Annotated in this window: 23 protein-coding genes and 1 other annotated feature; of the genes, 7 read left to right on the forward strand and 16 right to left on the reverse strand. The window is 52.1% G+C overall.

Annotation, left to right across the window (positions count from 1 at the left end; genetic code table 11):
- Nucleotides 1–24: 24 nt before the first annotated feature.
- Genes chuS through ACHHZ7_RS07720 form a run of 4 tightly spaced genes read left to right on the forward strand, consistent with a single transcriptional unit; the run spans nucleotide 25 to nucleotide 3,638 of the window.
- Entirely contained in the window at nucleotides 25–1,056 is a 1,032-nt protein-coding gene (gene chuS / locus ACHHZ7_RS07705; protein ID WP_048226740.1) for a hematinate-forming heme oxygenase ChuS, read from the forward strand.
- On the forward strand, nucleotides 1,053–1,874 hold the full coding sequence (locus ACHHZ7_RS07710; protein WP_060682300.1) for a hemin ABC transporter substrate-binding protein: 822 nt from the start codon (nucleotides 1,053–1,055) through the stop codon (nucleotides 1,872–1,874). Before chuS ends, ACHHZ7_RS07710 begins: the two co-directional genes overlap by 4 nt.
- Nucleotides 1,874–2,866 carry an iron ABC transporter permease gene (locus tag ACHHZ7_RS07715; protein WP_003832595.1) on the forward strand — a complete coding sequence of 331 codons (993 nt, stop codon included), beginning with the start codon at nucleotides 1,874–1,876 and terminating at the stop codon, nucleotides 2,864–2,866. Before ACHHZ7_RS07710 ends, ACHHZ7_RS07715 begins: the two co-directional genes overlap by 1 nt.
- Entirely contained in the window at nucleotides 2,859–3,638 is a 780-nt protein-coding gene (locus ACHHZ7_RS07720) for a heme ABC transporter ATP-binding protein (protein WP_060682301.1), read from the forward strand. The genes ACHHZ7_RS07715 and ACHHZ7_RS07720 overlap by 8 nt, the downstream gene beginning before the upstream one ends.
- On the opposite strand, the gene selO is transcribed toward ACHHZ7_RS07720, so the two are convergent.
- The 14 genes from selO to thrS all read right to left on the reverse strand — a co-directional run bounded on the left by selO (nucleotide 3,635) and on the right by thrS (nucleotide 16,416).
- Nucleotides 3,635–5,077: a protein adenylyltransferase SelO gene (gene selO, locus ACHHZ7_RS07725; protein ID WP_060682302.1), complete on the reverse strand. Its 1,443-nt coding sequence runs from the start codon at nucleotides 5,075–5,077 to the stop codon at nucleotides 3,635–3,637. The genes ACHHZ7_RS07720 and selO overlap by 4 nt on opposite strands.
- 61 nt (nucleotides 5,078–5,138) lie before the next feature.
- The gene (locus ACHHZ7_RS07730; RefSeq protein ID WP_063941497.1) at nucleotides 5,139–5,852 is read right to left on the reverse strand and encodes an EAL domain-containing protein; all 714 of its coding nucleotides are present in this window, start codon (nucleotides 5,850–5,852) and stop codon (nucleotides 5,139–5,141) included.
- A gap of 318 nt (nucleotides 5,853–6,170) precedes the next feature.
- The gene (locus ACHHZ7_RS07735; RefSeq protein ID WP_003832591.1) at nucleotides 6,171–6,635 is read right to left on the reverse strand and encodes an NlpC/P60 family protein; all 465 of its coding nucleotides are present in this window, start codon (nucleotides 6,633–6,635) and stop codon (nucleotides 6,171–6,173) included.
- A 77-nt stretch (nucleotides 6,636–6,712) separates the two neighbouring features.
- On the reverse strand, nucleotides 6,713–7,462 hold the full coding sequence (gene btuD, locus ACHHZ7_RS07740) for a vitamin B12 ABC transporter ATP-binding protein BtuD (RefSeq protein WP_060682303.1): 750 nt from the start codon (nucleotides 7,460–7,462) through the stop codon (nucleotides 6,713–6,715).
- Nucleotides 7,462–8,013: a glutathione peroxidase gene (locus ACHHZ7_RS07745; protein ID WP_003832585.1), complete on the reverse strand. Its 552-nt coding sequence runs from the start codon at nucleotides 8,011–8,013 to the stop codon at nucleotides 7,462–7,464. The genes btuD and ACHHZ7_RS07745 overlap by 1 nt, the downstream gene beginning before the upstream one ends.
- 60 nt (nucleotides 8,014–8,073) lie before the next feature.
- Nucleotides 8,074–9,054, reverse strand: coding sequence for a vitamin B12 ABC transporter permease BtuC (gene btuC, locus ACHHZ7_RS07750; RefSeq protein WP_003832584.1), 981 nt, complete (start codon nucleotides 9,052–9,054; stop codon nucleotides 8,074–8,076).
- A 121-nt stretch (nucleotides 9,055–9,175) separates the two neighbouring features.
- The gene (gene ihfA, locus ACHHZ7_RS07755; RefSeq protein WP_003030571.1) at nucleotides 9,176–9,475 is read right to left on the reverse strand and encodes an integration host factor subunit alpha; all 300 of its coding nucleotides are present in this window, start codon (nucleotides 9,473–9,475) and stop codon (nucleotides 9,176–9,178) included.
- A gap of 4 nt (nucleotides 9,476–9,479) precedes the next feature.
- On the reverse strand, nucleotides 9,480–11,867 hold the full coding sequence (gene pheT, locus ACHHZ7_RS07760) for a phenylalanine--tRNA ligase subunit beta (RefSeq protein WP_032943162.1): 2,388 nt from the start codon (nucleotides 11,865–11,867) through the stop codon (nucleotides 9,480–9,482).
- A 15-nt stretch (nucleotides 11,868–11,882) separates the two neighbouring features.
- A complete protein-coding gene (pheS, locus tag ACHHZ7_RS07765; RefSeq protein WP_003832580.1) occupies nucleotides 11,883–12,866 on the reverse strand; it encodes a phenylalanine--tRNA ligase subunit alpha in 984 nt (327 codons plus the stop codon).
- Between the two features lie 124 nt (nucleotides 12,867–12,990).
- Nucleotides 12,991–13,115: a sequence feature (Phe leader region), on the reverse strand.
- Nucleotides 13,066–13,110, reverse strand: a complete 45-nt coding sequence (gene pheM, locus ACHHZ7_RS07770; RefSeq protein WP_001386830.1) for a pheST operon leader peptide PheM — start codon at nucleotides 13,108–13,110, stop codon at nucleotides 13,066–13,068. Its footprint overlaps the feature before it by 45 nt.
- 120 nt (nucleotides 13,116–13,235) lie before the next feature.
- Entirely contained in the window at nucleotides 13,236–13,592 is a 357-nt protein-coding gene (gene rplT / locus ACHHZ7_RS07775; RefSeq protein WP_003030578.1) for a 50S ribosomal protein L20, read from the reverse strand.
- Between the two features lie 55 nt (nucleotides 13,593–13,647).
- Nucleotides 13,648–13,845 carry a 50S ribosomal protein L35 gene (gene rpmI, locus ACHHZ7_RS07780; RefSeq protein ID WP_003030583.1) on the reverse strand — a complete coding sequence of 66 codons (198 nt, stop codon included), beginning with the start codon at nucleotides 13,843–13,845 and terminating at the stop codon, nucleotides 13,648–13,650.
- Nucleotides 13,846–13,941: 96 nt separating this feature from the next.
- Nucleotides 13,942–14,484, reverse strand: coding sequence for a translation initiation factor IF-3 (gene infC / locus ACHHZ7_RS07785; protein ID WP_048997935.1), 543 nt, complete (start codon nucleotides 14,482–14,484; stop codon nucleotides 13,942–13,944).
- A 3-nt stretch (nucleotides 14,485–14,487) separates the two neighbouring features.
- Nucleotides 14,488–16,416, reverse strand: coding sequence for a threonine--tRNA ligase (thrS, locus tag ACHHZ7_RS07790; RefSeq protein ID WP_003832572.1), 1,929 nt, complete (start codon nucleotides 16,414–16,416; stop codon nucleotides 14,488–14,490).
- A gap of 304 nt (nucleotides 16,417–16,720) precedes the next feature.
- On the opposite strand from thrS, the gene yniD reads away from it, so the two are divergent.
- Nucleotides 16,721–16,828 (forward strand): small membrane protein YniD, encoded by a 108-nt coding sequence (gene yniD / locus ACHHZ7_RS07795; protein ID WP_123969695.1) that lies wholly within the window; start codon nucleotides 16,721–16,723, stop codon nucleotides 16,826–16,828.
- Nucleotides 16,829–16,992: 164 nt separating this feature from the next.
- Here the strand turns inward: yniD and ACHHZ7_RS07800 are convergent, their stop codons facing one another.
- The gene (locus tag ACHHZ7_RS07800) at nucleotides 16,993–17,751 is read right to left on the reverse strand and encodes a YdiY family protein (protein ID WP_060682304.1); all 759 of its coding nucleotides are present in this window, start codon (nucleotides 17,749–17,751) and stop codon (nucleotides 16,993–16,995) included.
- Between the two features lie 287 nt (nucleotides 17,752–18,038).
- Between ACHHZ7_RS07800 and pfkB the strand changes: the two genes are divergently transcribed.
- Nucleotides 18,039–18,968 carry a 6-phosphofructokinase II gene (pfkB, locus tag ACHHZ7_RS07805; protein ID WP_060682305.1) on the forward strand — a complete coding sequence of 310 codons (930 nt, stop codon included), beginning with the start codon at nucleotides 18,039–18,041 and terminating at the stop codon, nucleotides 18,966–18,968.
- Between the two features lie 270 nt (nucleotides 18,969–19,238).
- Entirely contained in the window at nucleotides 19,239–20,099 is an 861-nt protein-coding gene (locus ACHHZ7_RS07810; RefSeq protein WP_003030598.1) for a fructosamine kinase family protein, read from the forward strand.
- Between the two features lie 64 nt (nucleotides 20,100–20,163).
- Here ACHHZ7_RS07810 and ACHHZ7_RS07815 read toward each other — a convergent pair whose 3' ends face one another.
- Nucleotides 20,164–20,700, reverse strand: coding sequence for a YniB family protein (locus ACHHZ7_RS07815; RefSeq protein WP_008784573.1), 537 nt, complete (start codon nucleotides 20,698–20,700; stop codon nucleotides 20,164–20,166).
- Nucleotides 20,701–20,854: the final 154 nt, after the last annotated feature.

Genomic DNA, 20,854 nt, shown 5'->3' on the forward strand with positions numbered 1-20,854 from the left:
GCCGCAATCTGGAAGGAAGAGACAATGAATCATTACACACGCTGGCTGGAACTGAAGAAAGAAAATCCTGGCAAATACGCACGTGATATTGCGGGGTTGATGAATATTAGCGAAGCCGAACTGACCTTTGCACGCGTCGGTCACGATGCCTGGCGCTTACGTGGCGAAGTGCGTGAAATTCTCAGCGCACTGGAAGCAGTTGGCGAAACCAAATGTATTTGCCGCAATGAATACGCAGTACATGAGCAGGTGGGTGCTTTTACCAATCAGCACCTCAACGGTCATGCCGGACTGGTTCTCAATCCGCGCGCCCTCGATCTGCGTCTGTTCCTGAATCAGTGGGCCAGTACCTTTCATATCAGCGAAACAACCGCCCATGGTGAGCGTCAGAGCATTCAGTTCTTCGACCATCAGGGAGATGCGCTGCTGAAGGTCTATACCACGCAAAATACCCTCGTTGAGGAATGGGCAGCATTGCTGACCCGTTTCATCTTTGCAGAAAACCCGCCGCTGGCACTGCAACCCGCCAACAATTCTGCGCCTGCCGCCGTCACGGTCGATGCGCAGACCGTCGATCAAGAGTGGCGAGCGATGACCGATGTCCACCAGTTCTTCGGTCTGCTGAAACGCCATGAACTCACCCGCCAACAGGCGTTTAATCTGGTAGGCGACGATCTGGCCTGTAAGGTTTCTAATAGTGCACTGGCGCAGTTACTCGACACCGCGCGTCAGGATGGCAACGAAATTATGGTTTTTGTGGGTAATCGCGGCTGTGTACAGATTTTTACCGGCGTGATTGAAAAACTGGTACCGATGAAAGGCTGGCTAAACATCTTCAACCCAACCTTTACCCTACATCTGCTGGAAGAGAGCGTGGCTGAAACGTGGGTGACGCGCAAACCGACCGCCGATGGTCACGTCACCAGTCTGGAACTGTTTGCTGCCGACGGTACGCAAATCGCACAACTGTATGGTCAACGTACGGAAGGCGAGCCGGAACAGACGCAATGGCGCACACAGATTGACGCGCTAACGCCGAAAGGACTGGCCGCATGAAAAAACTGCTGGCCCTGATCGTGCTGCTGCCCTTCGCCGCACTGGCTGCGCCCGAGGAGCGAGTTGTTGCCCTCGGTGGCGATGTCACCGAGATCGTATACGCACTGGGAGCACAACCCTCCCTTGTGGCGAGAGACAGCACCAGCCAATGGCCTGCTGCGGCAACCGCGTTACCTGATGTTGGTTATTTGCGCCAGCTCAACGCCGAAGGGATCCTTGCCACACGCCCTACGCTGGTCCTTGCCAGCGCGCAGGCGCAGCCTTCTCTGGTGTTAAAACAGCTCGAGCAGAGCAACGTCAGGGTTGTCACGATCCCAGCAAGCAACGATCTTAACGCGATTGATGAAAAAGTTCGGGTTATCGCCGAGGCTACCCATAGGAATGCCGACGGCGAAACGCTGCGCGCAACGTTACGTCAGGAACTGGCGACGCTCCCGTCATCTGAACTTAATAAACGTGTGCTGTTTATTCTCAATCATGGCGGGATGACCGCGATGGCGGCGGGCCAGCAAACCGGAGCCGATGCGGCGATTCGTGCCGCAGGTCTACGCAACGCGATGCAGGGCGTTAATCGCTATCAGCCGCTGTCACAAGAAGGCGTCATTGCCAGCCAGCCCGATCTGGTAGTGATTTCACAAGAAGGTGTTAAGGCGATGGGTGGCGAGGCAAACCTGTGGGCGCTACCTGGACTTGCGCAAACACCTGCCGGAAGGAATAAACAGGTATTGCAGGTTGACGATATGGCGCTGTTGGGCTTCAGCGTTCGCACGCCACAGGCTATTTTGCAGCTTCGTGCTAAAGCGGAGCAATTGCCCTGATGTCCCGGCGGATCACCTGTTCGTTGTGGATGTTGGCATTGATGCTGGTTGTAATGACGGTTCTGGCTACCGGTTTTGGCGCGTTGCGCCTGCCGGTAAGTCTGCTCTGGCGTGATGGCGATGAGGCACTGCGTCAAATCTGGCTCACGATTCGTCTGCCCCGCGTCCTGCTGGCGCTGGTGATTGGCGGCTCTCTGGCGCTCGCGGGCTGCGTGATGCAGGGGCTGTTTCGCAATCCACTTGCAGACCCTGGATTACTGGGAATAAGCAGCGGCGCCGCCTGCGCTGTGGCCCTGTGGGTGGTGCTGCCTGTCTCCTTGCCCGCGCTGCTGATGTTGTATGCTCCAATGCTGGCCGCTTTTTTCGGCGCGCTGGCGGCAACCGTAGTGATTTTTATCCTTAGCCAACAGCGCGACGGTTCACTCTCACGCCTGCTGCTGGTCGGCATTGCCATTAACGCGCTCTGTGGGGCGGCGGTTGGCGTTTTGTCGTGGGTCAGTAATGATGCGCAACTGCGCCAGCTGTCGCTATGGGGAATGGGAAGTCTGGGGGCCGCGCAGTGGTCCACACTGTTGGCTGTCACTTCACTGACAATCCCGACAGTGCTGATCATCTGGCGACTTGCTCCGGCGCTGAATCTTCTGCAACTGGGTGAGGAAGAGGCGCATTATCTCGGCGTTGATGTGCGTACAATCCAGCGTATTTTGCTGCTTTGTAGCGCACTACTGGTTGCCTCAGCCGTGGCGGTAAGCGGCGTGATTGGCTTTATCGGGTTGGTCATCCCACATTTAATACGTATGTGGCTCGGCTCAGACCATCGGGCCGTTATTCCGGGTTCCGTGCTGGCGGGCGCGTTTTTATTGCTGATTGCCGACACACTGGCCCGTACGGCGGTTGCGCCTGCGGAGATGCCGGTCGGTCTGTTGACCAGTCTTCTCGGCGCACCGTGGTTTTTATGGCTTATTTTTCGTCAGCGAGGACCGCATGGCTGAACATTTCATCGCTGAAGGGCTTCACTATCACGTAGCTGGTAGAGCGGTGATCGACGACGTATCGCTCGCCCTTACAAAAGGTGAACTGGTGGCGCTGATCGGCCCAAACGGTGCGGGGAAATCCACTCTGCTACGCTTGCTGACCGGTTTTCTGAAACCGGCTACCGGGCGCTGCGTGCTGGCGGGCAAACCGCTGGAGGAGTGGCCTACCCAAATGTTGTCGCGACACCGGGCGGTAATGCGTCAGCAAACGCAACTGGGATTTGACTGGCAGGTAGAGGCCGTCATCGCGATGGGTCGCGCGCCCTGGACCCAACGACCGGAACCTGGGCTTATTGCACAGGTAATGGAGATGACCGGATGTACGCCTCTGGCAGGCCGGCAATACGCCGCGCTTTCCGGCGGCGAGCAACAGCGAGTGCAGTTAGCCCGTGCGCTGGCGCAACTCTGGTACGACGGTGCGCCTCGCGGTTGGTTATTCCTTGATGAACCGACCTCCGCGCTGGATCTTTACCACCAGCAGCATCTGTTGCGCATGCTAAAAACGCTAACCGCTTCGGGTGAGCTGCATGTGTGCATTGTGCTTCACGATCTGAACCTCGCCGCACTGTGGGCAGACAGAATAGTGCTGCTGCACAACGGCAGGCTGGTGTCGCAGGGAACACCGGAAACTGTGTTACAGGCCGATGATCTGAAGCGCTGGTACGGTGCTCAGGTACACGTTGGCCAGCATCCGGCCAACGCCTCCCCGCAGGTATTTCTGGCCCCTTAGCTTGAACAACTCACTTCCAGCCGTTTGCCCCAGTCAGGTGGACGGCTGGCATAGTCATCATCGCGATCGGCAAACGGGGTACGCAAAGCCTGGTGCAACCGGTGCAGTTCGGCGTAATCCCCCTGCTCTGCCTGGCTAATCGCCCGTTGCGCCAGCCAGTTACGTAATACCATCGCCGGATTTACCGCCTTCATCTGTGTTTGTCTGACTGCATCGGCAATATTGTCTTGCTGAAGGCGCGAGCGATACCGCGTGAACCAGTCGTCAAATGCTGCGCGGTCGATAAACTCATCGCGCAACGGAGATTGCGCACTGTGCTGCTCCGTTTCGCTGAGCATGCGAAACGTTCGCGTATAGTCGCTTCTTTCTCGCGCCATCAGGCTAAACAGTTCGCTAAGCAGTTCGTTATCGTCTTTCTGCTCGCTAAAGAAGCCGAGCTTTTGCCGCATCCGCTGACCATAGCGAGTTAACAGCGCCAGCTGGTAACTGTCCAGCGCATCATTTAGCGCCTCGACCTGGATAAACGGCGACAGGGTTTGCGCCAGACGTTGTAGGTTCCACAACGCGGCAGCCGGTTGGTTATCGAAACTGTATCGCCCCTGGTTGTCAGAGTGGTTGCAGATATAATCAGGCACGTAATCATCAAGAAAACCGAATGGACCGTAATCCATCGTCAGACCCAGAATCGACATGTTGTCCGTGTTCATAACACCATGCGCAAATCCTACCGCCTGCCAGTCAGCGATTAACGTCGCAGTACGCGTGACAACATCGTTAAACCACAGCTGATACTTATCGGCTTCTTCCTGCCATTGCGGCCAGTAATGGCGAATCGCAAAGTCAGCCAACTCACGCACTTTTTCCGGCTCTCGGCGATAGTAAAAATGCTCAAAGTGGCCAAACCGCATATGGCTTTGCGCCACGCGAATGAGCATCGCCCCTGCTTCGACCGTTTCGCGATAAACCGGCGTGTCACTGGTGACAATCGACAATGCCCGCGTGGTCGGTATTCCCAGGTAATGCATCGCTTCACTGGCCAGGCTTTCACGAATGGTCGAGCGCAACACGGCACGCCCATCACCCATGCGGGAATACGGCGTGAGTCCGGCGCCTTTCAGGTGCCAGTCAAACGTTGAACCATCCGCGAGCTGTTGTTCGCCCAGCAGGATCCCTCGTCCGTCGCCAAGCTGACCAGCCCAGACGCCGAACTGATGCCCACTATAAACCTGGGCTAAAGGCGACATCCCGGGAAGCAACGATTCGCCGCCCCAAACGCCTGCACCAGTCGGAATATCAAATAGCGCCGCAGGAATTGCTAATTGCTCCGCCAGCGCATCGTTATGCCAGATAAGGCGCGCGTTTTTCAGAGGGGTGGGTGAAAGCGCGGTATAGGTTGCTGGTAGTTCATCACGCCAGCGAGTGGTAAAAGACAGGGTCATAGGGCCTCCTGCCTCTAGTGTAGACTGTTAATAGGCTGTTAAACACCAGCAAATAAAAGGGTTATATCTTAGCGAGCGAAATTATCTGCGCAGGAGGCACCGCAGGCCACAACCCTCCCTGCATGGCACTGAATCCCACAGGCAAGACGCGCTCCAGCATCTCTTGTGTATCAATTCCGCTAATGATTATTGACTCACAGCTGGGCGATAGTTGCGCCAGAATAGCCCGCATAAACGGTTCAAACGAAATATGTGCAATCCTTTGTTGAACAAAGTTTTTATCCAGCACGACGCGTTTGAACAGGCCGTCAAAAATTGCCCGGGTTGATATACCGCCAGAACCATAGTTTGTCAGGACTAATGGAAATCGCGCAGCAAGTGCGGCCAATATTGGATTATCTTTACCTTTGTTTAACTCCGGATAGCTTTCATTAATAGTCAGCTCCAGAAATGAAAATCGTTCAACTTGTGAAGCAAGTTCAGTATCTGATAATAAAGTATTAGCAACTGCTGGCGTTAAATTAATCCAGGCGGATACTTTTCGCTGAATAAAAAAATGTTGGCACGTTTCGATTAATTCTAGTTTTTCTACAAATAAACGACATTGTTCGTCGTCTGACATCCGAGGTAGGACCAGCTCGGTAGGTATACGCACATCCCCATGCGCACTGGCGAAACTGGTGATGATATCGACGAATTCAAGATCGCCTTTTTCGCTTCTCGCAGGAAGAAAAGAGAACTCAGAATGGTAAAGATTATCCAGTGAAACAATCATCGTGCCAGCCCCGCTGCATGGGTGTTATCCGGCATCCTGTAGCAAAGGATGGAGAAATACGTTACTGCTGATGCAAGTAGAGGCCCTTTCATTTTTCCCTTTTTAGCCGGTAAATCGAATCCTTTTTTTTAGCTTATCCTGATTATAAGCGAATATCCAGCTTTGCACTTTTTAATATCTCGGAATAAATCATATTTTTAGCAAGATACGCTCTTAATGTTCAGGGGTATTGTCTAACCAAAAGCAGAAATAAAAGTTAACTTTCAAATGGTGATGTTGAGGCTGCGCACTCGATGGCAGCCTCGGAGTTGCGGGGGATTAAATACGTCGCGCCTGCCAAAAGTTTTTACGCCAGTAAACGTTATCCAGAGACGAGCGCATCACGCCACGGCTGGTTGAAGCATGAATAAATTGATTATTGGTATCGTAAATACCAACATGCAGACCGCTTTCCCCAGACCCGGTTTTAAAGAAAACCAGATCGCCGGGCAGCAAATCGTCTTTATCAATTTCGGTACCAATCTTTGATTGCGTACGCGTATCGCGCGGAAGTTGCAGGTCGAATTTATCGCGCATCGTCATCAAAACAAATCCAGAACAATCCACCCCACTACGACTCATACCGCCATAACGATAGGGTGTGCCATGCCAGGTTTGTAGCTGATCATTAAGACCGGCGATAACGGCAATAGAATCCGACAAGCGGGCATTTGGCGCAGGCGCACGATGGCTGCTGCAGCCCGCCAAAAACAATGCTGTGATGAAAAGGAGCCAAAAGCGCATTCAGTACGAATCCTCTGAATTTTATTTTTATACCAATTTAGCGTGGAAATTATATGATTTTCAAGAACCCATTTCACTTAAGTGGTTGATATGAGCATTCTGTGCCCTTCAATATCCAAACGTCGGAAGTTGACGCCATAGGCCGCAGACAGATTGGCCGGCGTCAGCACCGCATCTCGTGAACCACTGGCAAGCAGTTTCCCGCGTTTGAGTAGCCAGGCTTTATGCGCATGGCGTAAGGTGTGATTAAGGTCGTGGCTACTCATCACAATCGCTATGCCCTGCAAACACAGCTGACTCAACAAGCGGTCCAGTGCGTTTTGTTGCGCGACATCCAGACTGTTCATCGGCTCATCCAGCAGTAAAAGCTGACCTAATGGATTCGATTGCGGGCAAATCTGCAGGATAACCGCAGCCAGGCGCACACGCTGCCACTCACCGCCGGAGAGTTGGTTCACGCCGCGCCCCAGTTTATCTCCCAGGCCGAGCGCATCGGCGATCTCCTGTAACAGATCGGTACGTGCTTTGTCGGGTTGATGCAGCGTCAGAAAATGCCAGACCGGCATGGCAAACGGCGGATTTTGCTGTTGCGCAAGATAGGCGCGATATTGCGCCAGCCTGGCGGCCGGCCATTCCTCCAACGGCATATCACCAAAAGTGATACTGCCCTCTCCGTTTGTCAGACCCGCCATACGCGCCAACAGCGTACTTTTTCCGGCACCGTTTGGTCCCACTAAATGCAAGATCTCTCCTGCTTTGATCTCACCAGAAAGCGGGCCGAGACGGGTCGATTCCGCGACGTCCTGTAGCTGCATCAATCGAGACATTAGTTTGCCAGCGCCTGCTTGATGGTTTGCACCAGGATGGGATCCTCAGGTGTCATATCCGGTGAGAATCGTTGCAGCACTTTTCCATCGCGACCCACTAAAAACTTCTCGAAATTCCACAGGATATCGTCCGGGTAGAGCGGCGCACGACCTTTGCTCGCCATTCGCTCGTAGAACCCACTATCCGCAGGCGCAACGGCCGTTGGCGCGGCATCAATCAGCTTCTGATACAGCGGATGGCGTCCCTCGCCGTTGACGTCAATTTTGCTGAACATCGGGAAAGTTACGCCCCATGTGGTGCTGCAGTACGTTTTTATTTCCTCTTCGCTGCCCGGCTCCTGGCCCAGAAACTGATTGCAAGGGAAACCAAGAACGCTGAAGCCCTGTTGGTGCCAGGCTTTCTGCAGATTTTCCAGTTGCTCGTACTGCGGCGTCAGTCCACATTTTGAAGCAACGTTGACGATTAACAGCACATTCCCGGAATACGGCTGCAGTGAGGTAACCTCGCCGTCGATGGTCGTCACTTCTGTATCGAGGATAGTGTTTTGCATAGCATCTCCAGAACAACAGGTGGATTTTCAGTTTTTAATCATAGACCGAACCAACGCGTTCTAGCGCGCGGCTTTTAACAATAGCCAGATAAATACCGGTGCGCCCATGGTGGCCGTTACCACGCCGATAGGTAATTCAGCCGAGGCCAGCACCAAACGCGCGACAACATCAGCAAACAATAATGCGATTGCGCCAGCCAACGCACAACCTGGCAGTAAAACACGGTGATCGGTGAGGCCGCACAGTCGCAAAATATGCGGGATCACAAGCCCAATAAAACCAATCGCCCCTGCCAGAGCCACGCTCACGCCAACCATCCAGCCTGTGGCAACCACCAGCAGGTTGCGCCAGAACCATAATGGCAGTCCCAACTGACGTGCAGAAGTCTCTCCTAACGCCAGCATATTCATCGGCTGCGACTGACAGCAAATCCACACCAACACCGGAATCAACGCCACCATGAGCCAGGCCTGATGCCAGTCTACGCCACCGAACCCCCCCATCATCCAGTACATCAGCTGTCGTAAGTCAAAAGAGGTAGAGAAGTAGATAGCCCATGTCATCAGCGCGCTACAGATTATCCCCAGCGCCACCCCCGCCAGCAGCAGGCGGCTGGTAGACAGATGTCGACGGGCGAAACGTAGCAGAATAAGCGTGATAATCAGCGCCCCGGCAATGGCGCAAAGGCCCAACGCCCAGCCGGGGAGTTGCCCCTGCCCCAGCAGCACCGCCGCGATAAGCCCGACTCCCGCGCCGTTAGATACGCCCAGTAATCCAGGCTCTGCGAGCGGGTTTTCAAACAGAGCTTGCATCACTGCGCCAGATAAGGCCAATGCAGCGCCTACCAGCAAAACGGCAAGGGTACGGGGAAGTCGAATTTGCCAGACGAACAGATCGCCGCGGGCGCTGAACCAGTCGCCGGGAGCGATCCATTGTTCTCCTGCGCACAAGCTTAGAATCGTTGCCAGTAGCATCAGTACTGACAGTGACAGTATCCAGCGCACATTTCGGCGCTGTTGTTGATGGGCGAAAGTCAGCATGTTTTCCATTCTGCTGAAAAGAGATGGAGGTGATTCTACGGTGCTGATTCGGTAGTGAAAAGGAAAAAGGCCGCATAGCGGCCTTTTTAGTTATACGCGTCATACTCTGCGTATCGTTAAATCACTCTTCTTTGGGCGTTGCGTTTTCAACCCGGCTTTTTAACTTCTGTCCGGGTCTGAAGGTCACCACGCGCCGTGCTGTAATGGGAATATCTTCGCCCGTTTTCGGGTTACGGCCCGGACGTTGATTCTTATCACGCAGATCGAAGTTACCAAAACCAGAGAGTTTTACCTGCTCACCATTTTCCAGAGCACGACGGATCTCTTCGAAAAACAGCTCGACCAGTTCTTTGGCATCCCGCTTGCTAAGCCCAAGCTTATCAAACAGATATTCTGACATTTCAGCTTTTGTAAGCGCCATAGGTTCAATCCCTCAATGATGCCTGGAATCGCTCTTTTAATGCCTCTACACATTTGGCGACGGTAGCGGCAATCTCCTCTTCTTCAAGTGTACGGCTGGTATCCTGAAGGATCAGGCTGATAGCGAGGCTCTTATAGCCCTCCGCAACACCCTTACCGCGGTACACGTCAAATAAGTTTACGCCAACTACCTGATTTACGCCAACTTTCTTACACTCGGATAAAATATCCGCAGCGGGAACGTTTTCTGCCACAACGACTGCGATATCGCGACGGTTCGCTGGGAAGCGAGAAACTTCACGCGCCTGAGGCACCACGCGGTCTGCGAGCTTATTCCACTCCAGTTCAAACACCAGAGTGCGACCGTTCAGATCCAGTTTACGTTCCAGTTCAGGATGAACAACCCCAATGAAACCAATACGTTCACCTTTCAGATAAATCGCCGCAGACTGACCCGGATGCAGTGCTGGATTCGCTTCAGCTTTGAACTGAATGTCTGCCAGTTTGCCTGTCAGGTCGAGAACCGCTTCCAGATCGCCTTTCAGATCATAGAAATCAACGGTCTCTTTTGCCAGATTCCAGTGTTCATCATGACGGTTACCGCAGATCACGCCAGCCAGCATCAGATCCTGACGGATCCCGAGGTTGGCCTGCGTATCTGGCACGAAACGTAAACCCGTTTCGAAAATACGTACGCGGTTCTGCTGACGATTCTGGTTATACACTACCGTAGACAGCAAGCCAGTCCACAGGGACAAACGCATTGCCGACATATCAATAGAGATTGGGCTTGGCAGCAGCAGCGCTTCTTCACCCGGATGCAGCAGCGACTGGACTTTCGGGTCGACGAAGCTATAGGTAATGACTTCCTGGTAGCCTTTGTCATTCAGCATGGTTTTTACACGTTTCAGCGACAAATCCGCTTCACGATGCGTACCCATGATAAGACCCGCCTGAATCGGCGTGTTCGGGATATTGTCATACCCGTATACGCGGGCGACTTCTTCGACCAAGTCTTCTTCGATTTCCATATCGAAACGCCAGCTCGGCGCGACCGCTTTCCACTCATCCTGCCCTTCCGTCACGTCACAACCCAGACGACGCAAAATGTCGCTCACCTGCTCATCGGCAATATGGTGTCCGATCAGACGATCCAGTTTGCTACGACGAAGCGTAATGGTTGCGCGTTTTGGCAGCGTGGCTTCGTTCGTCACGTCAATGACTGGGCCCGCTTCACCGCCGCAGATATCAATCAGCAGGCGCGTTGCACGTTCCATGGCCTTATGTTGCAGCGCAGGATCGACACCACGCTCATAGCGGTGAGATGCATCGGTGTGCAGGCCGTGACGACGCGCGCGACCGGTAATAGACAGCGGGCTGAAGAATGCACATTCCAGCAGGACGTTTTGTGTTTCATCGTTCACACCGGAATGTTCGCCACCAAAGATGCCGCCCATCGCCAGCGCTTTGTTGTGGTCCGCAATCACCAGCGTATCTGCATTCAGCTTCGCTTCGCTGCCGTCCAGCAATACCAGGGTCTCACCCTCTTTTGCCATACGGACAACAATTCCGCCTTCAATGCGGTCTTTGTCGAATGCGTGCATCGGCTGACCCAGTTCGAGCAGCACATAGTTAGTCACGTCAACCACGGCATCGATAGAACGAATACCGCAACGGCGCAGTTTTTCTTTCATCCACAGCGGGGTCGGCGCTTTAACATTGATGCCTTTCACCACGCGGCCCAGATAGCGTGGGCAGGCTTCCACGGCTTCGACCTGAATCGGCAGGACGTCGCTAATGGTCGCGGCTACTGGCGCGATTTCCGGCTCAACCAGCGGGGCTTTGTTCAGTACAGCAACATCACGCGCCACACCGATGATGCCTAAGCAGTCGGCGCGGTTCGGCGTGACGCTGATTTCGATGGTGTTGTCGTCAAGCTTCAGGTATTCACGGATATCAGTGCCAATTGGCGCATCAGCAGGCAGTTCGATAATCCCGTTATGATCGTCGGAAATACCCAGCTCGGAGAACGAGCACAGCATGCCTTCAGATGGCTCACCGCGCAGTTTCGCGGCTTTAATTTTGAAATCGCCCGGCAGAACGGCACCAACGGTTGCCACAGCCACTTTCAGCCCCTGACGGCAGTTTGGCGCACCGCAGACGATATCCAGCAGGCGGTCGCCGCCTACATTCACTTTGGTGACGCGCAGTTTGTCAGCGTTCGGGTGCTGGCCACATTCAACCACTTCACCTACCACAACGCCATTGAACGCGCCGGAAACAGGTTCCACACCGTCAACTTCAAGACCCGCCATCGTGATTTGGTTTGACAGCGCATCGCTATCAATCGCCGGATTTACCCATTCGCGTAACCACAGTTCACTGAATTTCATTGTTTTATCCTGCCTTTATTTAAACTGTTTGAGGAAACGCAGATCGTTTTCGAAGAAAGAACGCAGATCGGTAACGCCGTAACGCAGCATGGTCAGACGCTCCATACCCATACCGAATGCAAAGCCGGAATAGATTTCCGGATCGATGCCAACATTACGCAACACGTTCGGGTGAACCATCCCGCAGCCCAGCACTTCCAGCCATTTGCCGTTTTTGCCCATCACGTCAACTTCCGCAGATGGTTCAGTGAACGGGAAGTAGGAAGGACGAAAACGAACCTGCAGGTCTTCTTCAAAGAAGTTGCGCAGGAAATCGTGCAGCGTGCCTTTCAGGTTGGTGAAGTTGATGTTGGTATCAACAATCAGCCCTTCCATCTGGTGGAACATTGGTGTGTGTGTCTGATCGTAATCGTTACGATATACACGGCCCGGGGCGATAATACGGATCGGCGGCTGTTTTTCTTTCATGGTGCGGATCTGCACGCCGGAAGTCTGTGTGCGCAGCAGACGCGTCGCGTCAAACCAGAAAGTGTCGTGGTCAGCGCGCGCCGGGTGATGGCCAGGAATGTTGAGCGCATCGAAGTTATGATAGTCATCTTCGATTTCCGGACCAGTCGCCACGGTAAAGCCCAGCTCACCGAAGAAACTTTCAATCCTGTCGATTGTACGCGTCACCGGGTGCAGACCGCCGTTTTCGATACGACGCCCAGGGAGTGAGATATCGATCGTTTCTTCAGCCAGACGAGCATTCAGCGCAGCACTTTCTAATTCGGCCTTACGCGCGTTCAGCGCTTGCTGTACCTGCTCTTTGGCTTCGTTAATCACCGCACCTGCTGCCGGGCGCTCTTCTGGCGGCAGTTCGCGCAGGGTTGTCATCTGAAGGGTCAAGTGCCCTTTCTTGCCCAAATATTCGACGCGGACATTGTCTAACGCGGCAACATCTGAAGCCTGGTTAATGGCGGCCGTTGCACTGGCAACCAGCTCTGCGAGATGTGACATGGTTTTCCTCGTTATGTTGCGATATTCACTAGTCGCTCGTATATACGCAAAATCATTCAAGTTGTATCAACGCGGCCAAAGAGCGAATGCAGCCAATACAGAGACAACTTGAAGGATGACGCGTATAAAAAAAGCCTCCACCAGGGAGGCTTTTAGGCGCTGTTTTCCGTTTCTTCTTTCACGCGCAAGCCTCCTGAGTTCAGGTGCTAAAGTAAAAGAAGAAGCGGAAAATAGCAGCATTCATGCTTGCGTTACCTTGTGTGGTAAAAACCGGACAACCTTTATTGAAAAGGCTTACGGATAAATTGTCAACTAATTGATTGCACTACAAATAAAAGAGAGGGAGCCAGGCTCCCTCTTTTCACCGGCTTATGCCAGAGCTGCTTTCGCTTTTTCGACCAGAGCGGTGAACGCTACTTTGTCGAATACTGCGATGTCAGCCAGGATCTTACGGTCGATTTCAACAGAGGCTTTTTTCAGGCCGTTGATGAATTTGCTGTAAGAAATACCGTTCTGACGTGCTGCTGCGTTGATACGCGCAATCCACAGTTGACGGAACTGACGCTTTTTCTGACGACGGTCACGATAAGCGTACTGACCAGCTTTGATAACAGCCTGGAAGGCAACGCGGTATACGCGAGAACGCGCACCGTAGTAGCCTTTAGCTTGTTTCAAAATTTTCTTGTGACGTGCACGGGCAACTACACCACGTTTTACGCGAGCCATATGTGCTCTCCTGTATCTATATTCTTAGTAAAAAAATGAATTAAACGTTAACGGCTTATGCGTACGGCAGGCACGCGATAACCAGACCCAGATCGCCTTTAGACACGAGGCCTTTTGGACGCAGGTGACGTTTACGCTTAGTAGATTTTTTGGTCAGAATATGACGCAGGTTTGCGTGCTTACGCTTAAATCCACCACCACCGGTTTTTTTGAAACGCTTAGCAGCACCGCGTACGGTCTTAATTTTTGGCATTTTAATAACTTCCACTTCGCATTGTTAATAAACGAAACGTAGGCGAACAACGGCTGTGGAACCCGTAGGCTCCACAGACATTGCTACTTGAAGGCCTTACTGTTTCTTCTTAGGAGCGAGCACCATGATCATCTGGCGGCCTTCGATCTTCGTAGGGAAGGATTCGACTACTGCCAGTTCACTCAGATCGTCACGGACGCGGTTGAGCACTTCCATACCGATCTGTTGGTGGGCCATCTCACGACCGCGAAAACGCAGCGTGATCTTAGCCTTATCGCCATCTTCCAGAAAGCGTACCAGGCTGCGGAGTTTTACCTGGTAATCGCCATCGTCGGTGCCAGGACGGAATTTAATTTCCTTAACCTGGATAACTTTTTGCTTTTTCTTCTGTTCCTTAGAAGACTTACTCTTTTCATAAAGGAACTTGCCGTAGTCCATAATACGACAAACTGGCGGTTCGGCGTTAGGGCTGATTTCAACTAAATCTACTCCAGCTTCTTCAGCTTTTTCGATCGCTTCTCTCAGACTCACAATACCCAAAGCTTCGCCTTCCAGACCTGTTAAGCGAACTTCCAGGGCGCGAATCTCGCCATTGATACGATTCGGACGTGCCGTTTGAACTCGTTTTCCGCCTTTAATACCTTATTCCTCCAGTTGTTGAAGACTGCGGCTGCGAATCTCTTGTTGCAGCTTCTCAATCACTTCATTTACGTCCAGGCTGCCCAAGTCTTTGCCACGACGGGTGCGCACGGCAACTTTGCCTGCTTCTACCTCTTTGTCGCCACAGACCAACATGTAAGGGACACGACGTAAAGTGTGCTCGCGGATTTTAAAGCCAATCTTCTCATTTCTCAAGTCTGCTTTTACACGAATACCCGCATTTTGTAGTTTCTGCGTTAATTCGTTAACGTATTCAGACTGAGAATCGGTGATGTTCATGACCACAACCTGAACCGGCGCGAGCCAGGTCGGGAAGAAGCCCGCGAACTCTTCGGTCAGGATACCGATGAAACGTTCCATCGACCCAAGAATTGCACGGTGAATCATAACCGGAACCTGACGCTCGTTGTTTTCGCCAACGTAAGAGGCGCTTAAACGGGACGGCAGGGAGAAGTCCAGCTGTACAGTACCGCACTGCCATGCACGATCGAGGCAGTCATACAGGGTAAATTCAATTTTCGGACCGTAGAACGCGCCCTCACCCAGTTGGAACTCAAACGGGATGTTGTTTTCTTCCAGCGCAACGGCCAGGTCAGCTTCAGCACGGTCCCACATTTCATCGCTACCGATACGTTTTTCGGGGCGAGTGGACAGTTTGACGACGATTTTCTCGAAGCCAAAGGTGCTGTACATATCGTAGACCATACGAATGCACGCGTTAACTTCATCACGAATCTGCTCTTCAGTACAGAAGATATGTGCATCATCTTGAGTGAAGCCACGAACACGCATCAGGCCATGCAGCGCACCTGACGGTTCATTACGGTGGCAGCTACCAAACTCAGCCATACGCAGCGGCAGATCGCGATAGGATTTCAGACCCTGATTAAAGATCTGCACGTGGCCTGGGCAGTTCATTGGCTTAATGCAGTATTCACGGTTCTCAGAAGAGGTGGTGAACATTGCATCTTTGTAGTTGTCCCAGTGACCTGTTTTTTCCCACAGCACACGGTCCATCATGAACGGGCCTTTCACTTCCTGATACTGGTATTCTTTCAGTTTTGAACGAACGAATACTTCCAGTTCACGGAAGATAGTCCAGCCATCGTTGTGCCAGAACACCATACCAGGTGCTTCTTCCTGCATATGATACAGGTCAAGCTGTTTACCGATTTTACGGTGATCGCGTTTGGCTGCTTCTTCCAGACGTTGCAGGTAGGCATTCAGGGCTTTTTTATCTGCCCATGCAGTACCATAAATACGCTGCAGCATCTTGTTATTGCTGTCGCCACGCCAGTATGCCCCTGCGGTCTTCATCAGTTTGAAGTGATGGCAGAAACGCATGTTCGGCACGTGCGGGCCACGGCACATATCGACATATTCTTCATGATGGTACAAGCCAGGCTTGTCATCATGGGCAATGTTTTCATCAAGAATGGAGACTTTATAGGTCTCGCCACGCTTCACGAAGGTTTCACGCGCTTCGTACCAGCTGACTTTCTTCTTAATGACATCGTAGTTTTTCTCAGCGAGCTCGTGCATCCGCTTCTCGAGCGCGTCGACGTCTTCCTGGGTTAACGTACGGTCAAGATCGATATCGTAGTAAAAACCGTTATCAACAACCGGTCCGATCGCCATTTTGGTGTGCGGCCAGAGTTGTTTGATCGCGTGCCCTAACAGGTGCGCACAGGAGTGACGAATGATCTCCAGACCTTCTTCATCCTTCGCGGTGATGATGGAGAGCTTCGCATCATGCTCAATCAGATCGGAAGCATCTACCAGCTCACCGTCAACACGGCCAGCAATAGTGGCTTTCGCCAGACCTGGACCGATGTCCAGCGCAACATCCATGGGGCTTACAGCGTGGTCGTAATGGCGTTGGCTGCCATCAGGAAGAGTAATAACAGGCATGTTATATCCTTATTTGCAGTGGTGCCCCACACGTAAGAGCACATACAAAGATTCAATATTTAAAATTATCAAAAAGGTCTGGGCTGATTCCCGCTTCACTCTGCGAAATATGTCACTGGTCGCCTTAGAGACCACACTGGACCTACACCCGCTTTTTGATAACACCGTTTGACAGTGTACACGGCATTACGGGTCGATCAAAGCAACAATCAACGCGCGCTCTATGATGTAAATCAATTCACTGACACCCAACCGTCTTTGTTACACTTGCACAAAGTCATCTAACCTGAGCAGGAAAAAAACAATGCCCACAAATCGCTTTGCGAAGAAACACTGGAAGATGGTTGTGGTTCTGCTCGTTATTTGTGCGGCCATGTTGATGCTGCGCTGGGCTGCGATGATCTGGGGCTAAATGACGCTCACCCACTGTTCCGCTTTCGTTTATTTATCGATTAATCGAATTTGTCTGAAAATAGCGCGTTATGACCAGATAAAAAAATAAAACGCAAATTAAATATTAAATAAACTTAACTTTAATTTAGGAAAGCCAGGTCATTTATTTGACCCGGCTTGTCATTACATCCGATAGCCGAGGGAAACTGTCGTGCGACGATCGGTATGCTCCGGCGCTGTTGCCGGCGGTTCAGAGTTCCAGGTCACGTTGTAAGCCAGCTTTAACCCAAAGTGCTCGTTGATGGCAACGTTCAGGGCAGTTTCAGAGTTGAGCGTGGTATCGTCAGCGCCGAATACCGACACACCCTGAGTAAACTTGGTATTGTCCGTCATCTGCCATGCATAAGCGCCGGACGCATAGCCCAACGGCTGTGTTTCGGTGGTGCCATCCGTGTGCTCGTCATAGCGCACGCCAGGACCGAATTCGAAACGGAAGCTGTGCACAGGTCCGTTGAGGAACTGACGACCGTAACCTGCGGTCAGTACGTCACGCTCGCGATAACCGTTGTAACGGTCGGTCAACCAGCTTGCCTGCCCAAAGAGATAGTCATAGTCGGTCATGTTATAACGACTACGGCCACCTACGGCATATTTCTCCGATGAACGCTCATCATTTGAGGAGGTATTGCTGGCATTTCCCCACAGAGACCATGCGGTCGTTTGGCCGTACCAGGTCATGGTGGTATCTGCGGTTAAAGAAGAACTTTTTGTGTTGCCTGACTGGGCGAGATATCCCGCGTTCAGGTTACCTTCAAAGGGTTTTTTCGCGCTGGAAGGGTCATCCATGACAGTAAAAACGGAGTCATCGGCTACAGCATGCATTGACGCAAGCAGGCCTCCCGTCAGCAGTAATGCTGCGGGCACTGTCTTCAAAAGCTTCATTTATTAAGAGTCCGTACAACAAAAAAAGAGACCATTACGGTCTCGGAAACTTTCATATGGATCAATGACAAAAGACCCTTGAAAGGTAACAAATTATAAAAAGACTCGAATAACATAGCAATAAATTCTTATTTCATTTTTTGAATAAGAGCGTTCCTAAACCTTTATTTTATTTATATATCTTTATGACGATAATTTTAAATAAAGATATGAAAAATCATGTTGTTAATTACTTCACTTTCGGGAGGTTAAGTGCCAGACTGAGTTCAGCCTAACAGGAGGTAAAGATGGTACGTATCTATACGTTAACACTTGCGCCCTCTCTCGATAGCGCAACAATCACCCCGCAAATTTACCCGGAAGGTAAGCTTCGTTGTAACTCGCCGGTTTTTGAACCCGGCGGCGGCGGTATCAACGTCGCTCGCGCAATAGCCCATCTTGGCGGAACCGCAACAGCGATTTTCCCCGCGGGGGGAGCAACCGGAGAACATCTTGTTGCATTGCTCGCCGACGAAAATGTTCCCGTATCTACCGTCGAAGCCAAAGACTGGACCCGACAAAATCTTCATGTCCACGTGGAGTCCAGCGGCGAACAATATCGTTTTGTCATGCCAGGCGCTGCGCTGACCGATGAAGAGTTCTACCAACTTCAGGATCAGGTGCTGGAAATTGAATCTGGCGCGCTGCTGGTCATCAGCGGCAGTTTGCCGCCCGGCGTACAGCTTGAGAAATTGACCCGACTCATTACCACCGCACAAAAACAGGGGATCCGCTGTATTGTCGACAGTTCAGGCGAAGCACTGACGGCGGCGTTAGCCATCGGCAATATCGAACTGGTCAAACCCAACCTCAAAGAACTGAGTGCGCTGGTTAACCGCGAACTGACACAGCCCGATGATGTGCGCAAAGCCGCACAGGAAATCGTGCAAAGCGGAAAAGCGCACCGCGTTGTGGTATCGCTTGGGCCGCAAGGGGCGCTGGGTGTAGATCGCGATACCTGCGTTCAGGTGGTTCCGCCACCGGTGAAAAGTCAAAGTACCGTAGGTGCAGGCGACAGTATGGTCGGGGCCATGACGCTTAAACTGGCAGAGAACGCGCCTTTTGAGGATATTGTCCGTTACGGTGTCGCCGCGGGCAGCGCAGCAACGCTGAATCAGGGTACTCGCCTGTGCTCTTTGGACGACACGCAAAAAATATATTCGTATCTCGCTCAGTAACGACACCGTCCCTCTTTTGAAGAAAAAGGGGGATTCTCGCGTAAAACTGTCAGCATGGGTGTTATGCGACTATGATAAAAAATCACGTGATTACAAAGAAGTGAATCATGTGCAGTCAGACGTCTCCACAGCGGTACGGGGTGAAGAAGAACGACAAACATTAAGTGCCTTTCCAGCGATGACGCGTCCGTGGTGTGCGTCAGTTCGTGTTTTTTAACCGCATTCTTGCGCTAACCTTATGATCTGGCAGACAACATGGGGAGAGACATCATGTGGCAGGCTATCAGTCGTCTTTTAAGCGAGCAATTAGGTGAAGGCGAAATCGAACTGCGTAATGAACTGCCCGGCGGAGAGATCCACGCCGCATGGCATTTACGCTATGCGGGGCGAGATTTTTTCGTCAAATGCGATGAAAGAGAGCTGTTAACCGGCTTTACGGCAGAAGCCGATCAGCTGGAGCTACTTTCCCGCAGTCAAACTGTATCTGTACCGAAAGTCTGGGCAGTAGGCGCAGACAGAGATTACAGCTTTCTGGTGATGGATTTCCTCCCTCCCCGTCCGCTTGATGCGCATAACGCGTTTATCCTCGGTCAACAGCTTGCGCATTTGCACGAATGGAGCGACCAGCCTCAGTTTGGTCTCGACTTCGATAACGCGCTCTCTACCACGCCGCAGCCAAATACCTGGCAACGTCGCTGGTCAACCTTTTTCGCCGAGCAGCGTATAGGCTGGCAGCTGGAACTCGCCGCTGAAAAAGGCATAGCGTTTGGCAATATTGACGCCATCGTCGAACACGTTCAGCAACGTCTCTCTTCTCATCAGCCGCAGCCGTCTCTCCTGCACGGTGATTTGTGGTCCGGGAACTGCGCCCTCGGTCCTAACGGTCCGTATATCTTTGACCCTGCCTGCTACTGGGGGGACAGAGAGTGTGACCTGGCAATGCTGCCGTTACATACCGATCAGCCGCCGCAAATTTATGACGGTTACCAGTCTGTCTCGCCACTGCCGCTGGACTTTCTCGACAGGCAGCCAATCTACCAGCTCTATACGCTGCTGAATCGGGCAATTCTGTTCGGGGGACAGCATTTGGTTGTGGCGCAGAAAGCGCTGGATAGATTACTGGCGGCCTAACGACGTACCGTGTTGCTTATCAGGCCTGCCGTTTCGCAACGTGGCAGGCCCGATAGAGTGGCACTTACAAAAAGCCCAGCAATGAGAAGAAAAAGTAGCCGATCACGATAACGATCACCGGCAGAATATAAAGCGGGAAAATTTGTAAGAAGATCGTATGGTGCGGTACCACAATTCGCGACTCAAGTTGCTCGCGGGATAATCCTTCACTGCCCTTTGCCTGTTCCAGAATTAGCTGATCCTCAACGCCTTCGCGTAAGAAACGCGCCTGGCGGCTCATTCTGGCGCCTGAGTCCTGCAACGCCAGGCCGATAAAAATCAGGATGAATATCAGCCAAAAAACGAGATTCAGTCCACTTTGAAAATCGGGCGTTGGCGAGTTATACCAGAACACGTTAAGAAAAGGTGTGTTCACCCGCATCATGTCGATCATCACATGGGCAAAATCGAGCATGACCGCGTTAATCCCTTCCTGCTTTTCGCTGTGCGCGTACATAAACTTCAGTACTGAAACCAGCGTTGAAATCAGCGCGGGAATGAAAACCACCCATCCCACCAGCCTTTTCAAGATGGCAATGCGTCCAGCTTGTTGATACGTCATGAGTTCCCCTTGATTAAGACGTGTCATTTTGGCCTAAGTTTACCCGTTGATTACCGTTTTCGCCTGATCTTTAAAGGCGGTATACTTCTGAATTAGCCATAATGAACGCTCAGAGTCCGTCCAGGCTGGCTCTAATCCCTTTTATCACCGTAAA

The sequence above is a fragment of the Citrobacter freundii complex sp. 2024EL-00216 genome (assembly GCF_043945515.1).
Lineage (GTDB): Bacteria > Pseudomonadota > Gammaproteobacteria > Enterobacterales > Enterobacteriaceae > Citrobacter > Citrobacter portucalensis.